Origin of the sequence: Halalkalibaculum sp. DA384 (assembly GCF_043951955.1) — a bacterium.
Taxonomy (GTDB): domain Bacteria; phylum Bacteroidota; class Rhodothermia; order Balneolales; family Balneolaceae; genus JAMQKA01.
The window spans coordinates 22,316-28,516 of sequence record NZ_JBINJE010000041.1; the positions used below are offsets into that span (position 1 = coordinate 22,316).

Here is a 6,201-nt window from a genome sequence, read left to right on the forward strand (position 1 = left end):
TTATTGGGTTAAGGAGTAATCTGTTCCGTTAATGTTGACGACGCGGGCTTCCCGGAGTACGGGTTCGGGAATTTTTCGATAGATAAATGAAAAAGCGATCAATGCCTGGGTACAAGCCTGATCCGGATTTCGCCAGGTACTCAGTGATAATGAAATTGTGTCGGCCCGGGTCTGGAAATCAGCCTCACCAATGCTTGTGCAACCATCGGGAAAAGCCCCTAAAACGAGCAGAGAAAGCCGATCATCCGACTCATACACCTGTACTGAATCGATATAAACCGTCGATTCAACCGTATTTTCAAGATCGGCAGCCGGTTTCAATTCAACCTGATTGGAATAGGCTTCTGGAATCGAGTTTTTTGTGTGTGAAGAGCCGCAGCCGAGCAGCAAAACCACGAAAAGTGGAATAAAAGACAAACCAAATTTGAACATGTATTACTCGCTGTCTTCGACTCTTGTGACTTCAGCATCATTCCACATTCGTTCGAGTGCATAGTAATCGCGAAGTTCTTTTTTGAAAATATGGACCACCACATTCACGTAGTCAAGAATCACCCACCGGCGAGAGTCGCGTCCCTCTTCCTTCCAGACCGCTTCTCCCAGTTTTTCTTTGGTAGCCTGCAGCACGTTGTTGGCCAGTGCCTTGATCTGTACATCGGAGGAGGCGTGACATACCACAAATTTATCAGTCAGGGTGGTCAGCTCGTGGACATCCAGAATAGTGATTTCCTCTCCCTTTTTTTCGAGAAGTGCATCCGTGATAACGGTTGTCAGCTGGTCGGTATCAGCTGTCTTGGAAGAGTTTACCGCGGTAAACTGTTGCTCATCTTTCTTCGTTCGGGCGTTTTGGGTCATATGGTCATTGTATGGTTAGTGATTGATAGTCGGAGCCGATTACGACAGTGGCATCCAGGTAAAAATCATCAGAAGCTTCAATAATGATGTTTTTTTCTTCGATGCCGAGTGCTTCTGCAACACGCTGTGCATTTTCTTTGTTGAAAGTACGCGCTACGACAATGGTTTCCTCAAGATCAAAGTTTTCAAAATTTCCGGTTTCAACTACATCAAATCCGTTTTTGCGCAGGAGTGAGGTAAAATCATTGGCCAGCCCGGAAACACCGCAGCCGTTCAGTACCTCTATTTGGATAATATCTCCTATCAGCTCGGCTGTTTGTTCTGAACGTTGATTTTCAATGCGTGGAAAAAGAACGCGGGTTCCGAGAGCTATAAGCAGGATAACCAACAGCAGGCTCAGGAAACCAATAACTGCATTCAGGGCCAGATTGTTATCGGTATCGGGTTTTGTCATGCGCTCGCGGCAAGCAGGCTAATTGGGATGTTAATATCTGTTGTATCCAAAAGGATTATAAGGATTTCCCCCGTATGGTGAATAGAAAGAACCGGGATGTTGCTGAAATTGAATGGTAATATGGCTTTTCTCGCTCAGCTGGTAATTAAGGGCGGCATTCCGAATGACGATATCAGCCCCGAGCTGATTGTTGGTGTTGGAAAATCCCTGCCCAAACGGGGAGTGCATCAGTGAAATGTCGAGCTCCCCCGTCAGCCGGTCCGAGAAAAAGAAATCCATGCTGTTGGTGTAGGCGTTTACATTGCGGTATTGGCCGCCCATGCTCATAAACGACATCGAATAAGAGTGACTCATTTTCATGTTGAACAGGTTCGACCAGTTCCCGGCCTCGCTGCGCTGTTGCTGCACCAGCGGTCCCGTAAAATCCTGGTTATGTTCCTGGTCCCTGAACTGTCCATAAGCGGTTATGGCAGAAATAACAAAAAGAGAGAGCGTAAAAGCGATTGCTAAACCTGTGGTTTTCATAAATCGATGATTTTAAAAGTGCTGTCCTTGCGAGTATACTCGTCAACGTAATGCAGTAACATTTAATTATAACAAAGAGTTGCAGAATTGGAAAGAGATTGATGTACTTTTGGAAAAAAAATGTAAGTGTATGGTACTTCCGGAAAATAACGTGTTGTGGCACCAGGTAAAGGGCCTTGCTGGTAGATGGCAGTTAAAATTTTTCAACGCCTTCCTAAGCACAAAGTACTGTTCTTGCTGTTTCAGGTGCAAGAGCAGGACGCTTTTGGGAACGCAAAGGTGTGGAGAGGTCGACCTGCCGATCATATACGTTTTTTTATTAATAATTGGCCAAGCGGGAAACAGGTTTGCCGGGGTCAGAGAATACGTTAGAGAATGGAAAAGGCAATAGATGTTTCGCTCTGAAGAACGAGTGCGGAGGTGGAGGGATTCGAACCCCCGGAACCGTAAAACGGCTCAACGGTTTTCGAGACCGCCCCATTCGACCGCTCTGGCACACCTCCGACGGGGAATAGAAAACTTGTCCTGGCAGATAAAATGGAGTATATTTACAGGCTTTCAATCTTCGGAAGATAAAGGTAATTCAACTCAAATAAAAGTCCGCTGTTAAAGAATGAAATTAACTGATTTTAAGTTTGAAACTGATGAATTCAATGTTCCTGAGGAACCTGTTGAGCCAAGAGATGCAGCTAAATTGATGGTTCTCAATCGGGAAGACCAGTCGATCAAACATGAGACATTTGCTGATATCCACAAGTATTTGAACGAAGGAGATGTATTAATTTATAATGATACCAAGGTTTTTCCAGCCCGCCTCAAGGGAAAAAAAGAGAAGACGGAGGCCGATATCGAGGTTTTCCTGTTGCGCGAGTTGATGCCGGAAAACAAGCTCTGGGATGTGCTGGTTGAACCTGCGCGGAAAATTCGGATCGGGAATAAACTCTATTTCGGGGAAGATTTGATGGCCGAGGTGATCGACAACACGACCTCGCGCGGGCGTACGATCCGGTTCCTTTTTGAGGGAACCAATGAAGAGCTGTATGCAAGGCTGGATGAAATCGGGGAAATGCCGCTTCCGCCCTATATCGAGCGGGATCCCGTAGAGGAGGACAAGGAGCGCTATCAAAGTATTTTTGCCAAGGAGCGAGGGGCCGTGGCGGCGCCTTTTGCGGCCATGCACTTTACGCACGAACTGGTGGAAAAGCTCGAGGACAAAGGAGTTGAACTGCTTCCGATAACGCTGCATATCGGCTGGGGAACGTTCAGGCCGGTTGAGGTTGAAGACCTTACGAAGCACCGGATGGACTCAGAAAACTACTTTATTTCCGAAGAAACCTCTGCCAAGATTAATGAAGCGCTACAGAGCAAGGATAAAAAAGTGGTTGCCTGCGGCACAACGTCTGTACGGACCATCGAAACAAGTATCACTGCCAGTGGAATCTCAAAGCCGAGCACGGGGTGGACCGACAAGTTCATTTATCCTCCCTACGACTTCAAGATCACGGAAGCTGTAATTACCAATTTTCACCGGCCGGAGTCTACCATGTTGATGCTTGGAGCCGCGTTTGCGGGCTACGATTTTCTCATGGAAGCGTATGAAGAAGCCCAGGAAAAGGATTATCGTTTCTTCGCCTTCGGAGATGCAATAATAATTCTATAGCAGTGGATTCTGTTGCACTGATTATTCCGGCTGCGGGATCGGGGGAGCGGCTGAATCGCACCACTGCCAAACCGTTTATCAGTATTGCGGGAAAAACGATCCTGGAGCACACCATCACCCGGTTTGTCCCGCTGTCTCAGGTTCGGCAGATAGTGGTGGCTACCACCCCCGAGTATGAGGATGTCGCCCGCTCGATCCTGAAACGCTCGCTGCCTGAAAATATCAGCTACGTCTGCGTGCAGGGAGGCACAGAGCGGCAGCATTCTATTTATAACGCTTTGAGGCAGACCTCAACTGTCGATTTGGTCGCTGTGCACGATGCTGTTCGCCCATTTGTCACCCAGCAGGTGATTGGGCAATGTATCAAGGCGGCTTCGGAGATTGGCGGAGCTATCGTCGGGGTGCCTGCAAAAGATACGATCAAGAAAGTGGATGAAAGCCAGCTCGTCACGGAAACGCCGGACCGACGTTGGTTGTGGCAAACCCAGACGCCCCAGATTTTTAAAAAACACGTTTTACTGGAGGCCTATGAAAGTGCTTTTAAAGAGGGTTTTATCGGGACGGATGATGCCTCCCTGGTGGAGCGGAGCGGGTACCCCGTAAAGATGGTGAAGGGCGATCGTGATAACTTTAAAATTACCTATCCTGTTGATCTGAAACTGGCCAGGCTGTTATTGGAGGAAAAAGGAAAATGAAAGATATACGAGTCGGTCATGGATACGATGTGCACAAGCTGGTGAGGGGGCGCCCGTTGGTTGTTGGCGGCGTCACTATTCCCCATGAAAAGGGGCTGGCCGGGCATTCCGATGCCGACGTACTGCTTCACGCTGTATGCGACGCCCTGCTGGGAGCGGCAGCCCTGGGCGACATCGGGCAGCAGTTTCCCGATGATGACGCCTCATTTAAAGATATTGACAGCCGTATTTTGTTGCGAAAATGCCGCGCACTGCTGCAGGAGCAACAGTTTTACGTCAGTAATGTGGATGCCACCGTCGTCGCAGAGCGTCCCAGGTTGGCTCCCCATATCACCGAGATGAGGCAGAACGTGGCCGAAGATCTGGAATCGTCGATTGGTCGGATATCGGTCAAGGCCACAACGTCGGAAGGGCTCGGTTTTGAAGGGATGGAAAAGGGCATGTCGGCATACGCAACCGTGCTGATACTTAAAGAATGATTTATGCTTGAAGAGTTTACACAAGATTTGATCCAGTGGGTTAAGGTCCTGCCGCCGATAAGTATCTACGCGGTATTTTTTGTTGTAGCGTATGTCGAAAATGTACTGCCCCCCATACCCGGCGATCTGCTGGTCGCATTTGGGGGATACCTTGCCGCCGAAAATATTATTCACCTGGTGCCGGTTTTGTTACTTACAACCGTCGCATCGGTCATTGGATTTATGACAATGTACTGGCTGGGAAGCCACTGGGGTACTCAAATTCAGCAGCAGCGTGAACGGTTCTGGATCGTAAGATTTATTCCGGTAGAGTATGTCGAAAAAGTAAGGCACTGGATGCAACGGTGGGGCCAGGGGGTAGTGTTGGCCAACCGCTTTCTGGCGGGGACCCGTTCAGTGATTTCACTCACAGCCGGCATATCGCACACACCGGTTATCCCGACCGTAGTAAGTTCTACGATAAGTTCTGTTTTGTGGAATTCAATCCTGCTCGGCTTTGGATGGATTGTCCATGAGAACTGGCGCATCATCGGAGAGTATCTGGGCATTTACAGTAGAATCATACTGGGAATTATTGCCGTAATTATTCTTATAAAAGCTGGTATGCACTATTTTAGGAAGAAAAAAAATGTCAAAAGTGATGTGTAGGTGGGAGTAAAATTTTTCGTAAAATTAATGTTGACAAAAAAAGAAACGGTTCTTAGTTTTCGAGTCTTTCGCTTAGACGTTGATAGGAGTCTGGGCTGAACCCGAAAAATGCTGTGTTCCTGTTCGGTTGAAAAGGCGGTACTGTCTTTTCAATATATTGCATTGCATGGCGTTTTTTTTCTTGTTTTATGTATGAATAAGATAGTTGGATCAGTATTTGTTAATTAAGATTTTTTGAGTTCCAACATAAGCCAGCGTAGCTCAGGGGTAGAGCAGCTGTCTTGTAAACAGCCGGTCGTCGGTTCAAATCCGGCCGCTGGCTCATGTTGGCGCCAAAGCGTCTTGTTTTTTTGACATGTTGAAACCGATTGGGGGGATACCAAAGTGGCCAACTGGGGCAGACTGTAAATCTGTTGGCGTGAGCCTTCGTAGGTTCGAATCCTACTCCCCCCACAGTACGAATTGCTGAATGTCTGAATGGTGAATGATTGAATGTGATGAAGTTTTCCATCATTCATTGGTTCAATCATTCAATAATTTCAGAAGCGGGCGTAACTCAATTGGTAGAGTGTCACCCTTCCAAGGTGAATGTTGCCGGTTCGACTCCGGTCGCCCGCTCTTTGAAAATCATTTTGCTGCAGTTAAGCCGTTATAGCTCAGGGGTAGAGCACTTCCATGGTAAGGAAGGGGTCGTCGGTTCAAATCCGACTAACGGCTCATACGCTGTTGCCAGCTCGGTTCAACTTTAGAACGTTTGTATTAATAAACATTTAACGCAAGAATATTAATCATGGCAAAAGAAACCTTTCAGCGAACGAAGCCGCATGTAAACATAGGAACGATAGGTCATGTGGATCACGGCAAGACGACCCTGACGGCGGCCAT

9 protein-coding genes and 5 tRNA genes are annotated in these 6,201 nt (G+C 47.5%); 9 read left to right on the plus strand and 5 right to left on the minus strand.

Annotated elements, in window-relative coordinates; genetic code table 11:
* The 5 genes from ACG2E4_RS16440 to ACG2E4_RS16460 form a co-directional block, all read right to left on the minus strand.
* Positions 1-432 (minus strand): hypothetical protein, encoded by a 432-nt coding sequence (locus ACG2E4_RS16440; protein ID WP_395277246.1) that lies wholly within the window; start codon positions 430-432, stop codon positions 1-3.
* 3 nt (positions 433-435) lie between these two features.
* Positions 436-855 (minus strand): ribosome silencing factor, encoded by a 420-nt coding sequence (gene rsfS / locus ACG2E4_RS16445; RefSeq protein WP_395257020.1) that lies wholly within the window; start codon positions 853-855, stop codon positions 436-438.
* 4 nt (positions 856-859) lie between these two features.
* A complete protein-coding gene (locus ACG2E4_RS16450) occupies positions 860-1,309 on the minus strand; it encodes a LytR C-terminal domain-containing protein (protein ID WP_395257019.1) in 450 nt (149 codons plus the stop codon).
* Between the two features lie 30 nt (positions 1,310-1,339).
* Complete coding sequence (locus tag ACG2E4_RS16455; protein WP_395257017.1) at positions 1,340-1,834, minus strand: hypothetical protein; 495 nt, start codon at positions 1,832-1,834, stop codon at positions 1,340-1,342.
* Between the two features lie 415 nt (positions 1,835-2,249).
* Positions 2,250-2,337, minus strand: a tRNA-Ser gene (locus ACG2E4_RS16460).
* Positions 2,338-2,447: 110 nt separating this feature from the next.
* Here ACG2E4_RS16460 and queA point away from each other — a divergent pair.
* From queA to ACG2E4_RS16505, 9 genes are all read left to right on the plus strand, one after another.
* Positions 2,448-3,494: a tRNA preQ1(34) S-adenosylmethionine ribosyltransferase-isomerase QueA gene (gene queA, locus ACG2E4_RS16465; RefSeq protein WP_395257016.1), complete on the plus strand. Its 1,047-nt coding sequence runs from the start codon at positions 2,448-2,450 to the stop codon at positions 3,492-3,494.
* A 2-nt stretch (positions 3,495-3,496) separates the two neighbouring features.
* Complete coding sequence (gene ispD, locus ACG2E4_RS16470; RefSeq protein ID WP_395277247.1) at positions 3,497-4,189, plus strand: 2-C-methyl-D-erythritol 4-phosphate cytidylyltransferase; 693 nt, start codon at positions 3,497-3,499, stop codon at positions 4,187-4,189.
* Entirely contained in the window at positions 4,186-4,668 is a 483-nt protein-coding gene (gene ispF, locus ACG2E4_RS16475) for a 2-C-methyl-D-erythritol 2,4-cyclodiphosphate synthase (RefSeq protein ID WP_395257012.1), read from the plus strand. Before ispD ends, ispF begins: the two co-directional genes overlap by 4 nt.
* Before the next feature lie 3 nt (positions 4,669-4,671).
* Complete coding sequence (locus ACG2E4_RS16480) at positions 4,672-5,316, plus strand: DedA family protein (RefSeq protein WP_395257010.1); 645 nt, start codon at positions 4,672-4,674, stop codon at positions 5,314-5,316.
* A 250-nt stretch (positions 5,317-5,566) separates the two neighbouring features.
* Positions 5,567-5,638: transfer RNA gene (locus ACG2E4_RS16485), tRNA-Thr, on the plus strand.
* A gap of 48 nt (positions 5,639-5,686) precedes the next feature.
* A tRNA-Tyr gene (locus ACG2E4_RS16490) sits at positions 5,687-5,769 on the plus strand.
* 92 nt (positions 5,770-5,861) lie between these two features.
* Positions 5,862-5,934 (plus strand) — tRNA-Gly (locus ACG2E4_RS16495).
* 27 nt (positions 5,935-5,961) lie between these two features.
* Positions 5,962-6,033: transfer RNA gene (locus ACG2E4_RS16500), tRNA-Thr, on the plus strand.
* Between the two features lie 73 nt (positions 6,034-6,106).
* Positions 6,107-6,201, plus strand: a 95-nt coding sequence (locus tag ACG2E4_RS16505; protein ID WP_395257691.1) for a GTP-binding protein, incomplete at its 3' end; no start/stop codon positions are given.

Bases quoted from the DNA above. Each gene is read 5' to 3' on its own strand.
- ACG2E4_RS16440 (WP_395277246.1), bottom strand. From the start codon at position 432: ATGTTCAAATTTGGTTTGTCTTTTATTCCACTTTTCGTGGTTTTGCTG.
- rsfS (WP_395257020.1), bottom strand. From the start codon at position 855: ATGACCCAAAACGCCCGAACGAAGAAAGATGAGCAACAGTTTACCGCG.
- ACG2E4_RS16450 (WP_395257019.1), bottom strand. From the start codon at position 1,309: ATGACAAAACCCGATACCGATAACAATCTGGCCCTGAATGCAGTTATT.
- ACG2E4_RS16455 (WP_395257017.1), bottom strand. From the start codon at position 1,834: ATGAAAACCACAGGTTTAGCAATCGCTTTTACGCTCTCTCTTTTTGTT.
- queA (WP_395257016.1), top strand. From the start codon at position 2,448: ATGAAATTAACTGATTTTAAGTTTGAAACTGATGAATTCAATGTTCCT.
- ispF (WP_395257012.1), top strand. From the start codon at position 4,186: ATGAAAGATATACGAGTCGGTCATGGATACGATGTGCACAAGCTGGTG.
- ACG2E4_RS16480 (WP_395257010.1), top strand. From the start codon at position 4,672: ATGCTTGAAGAGTTTACACAAGATTTGATCCAGTGGGTTAAGGTCCTG.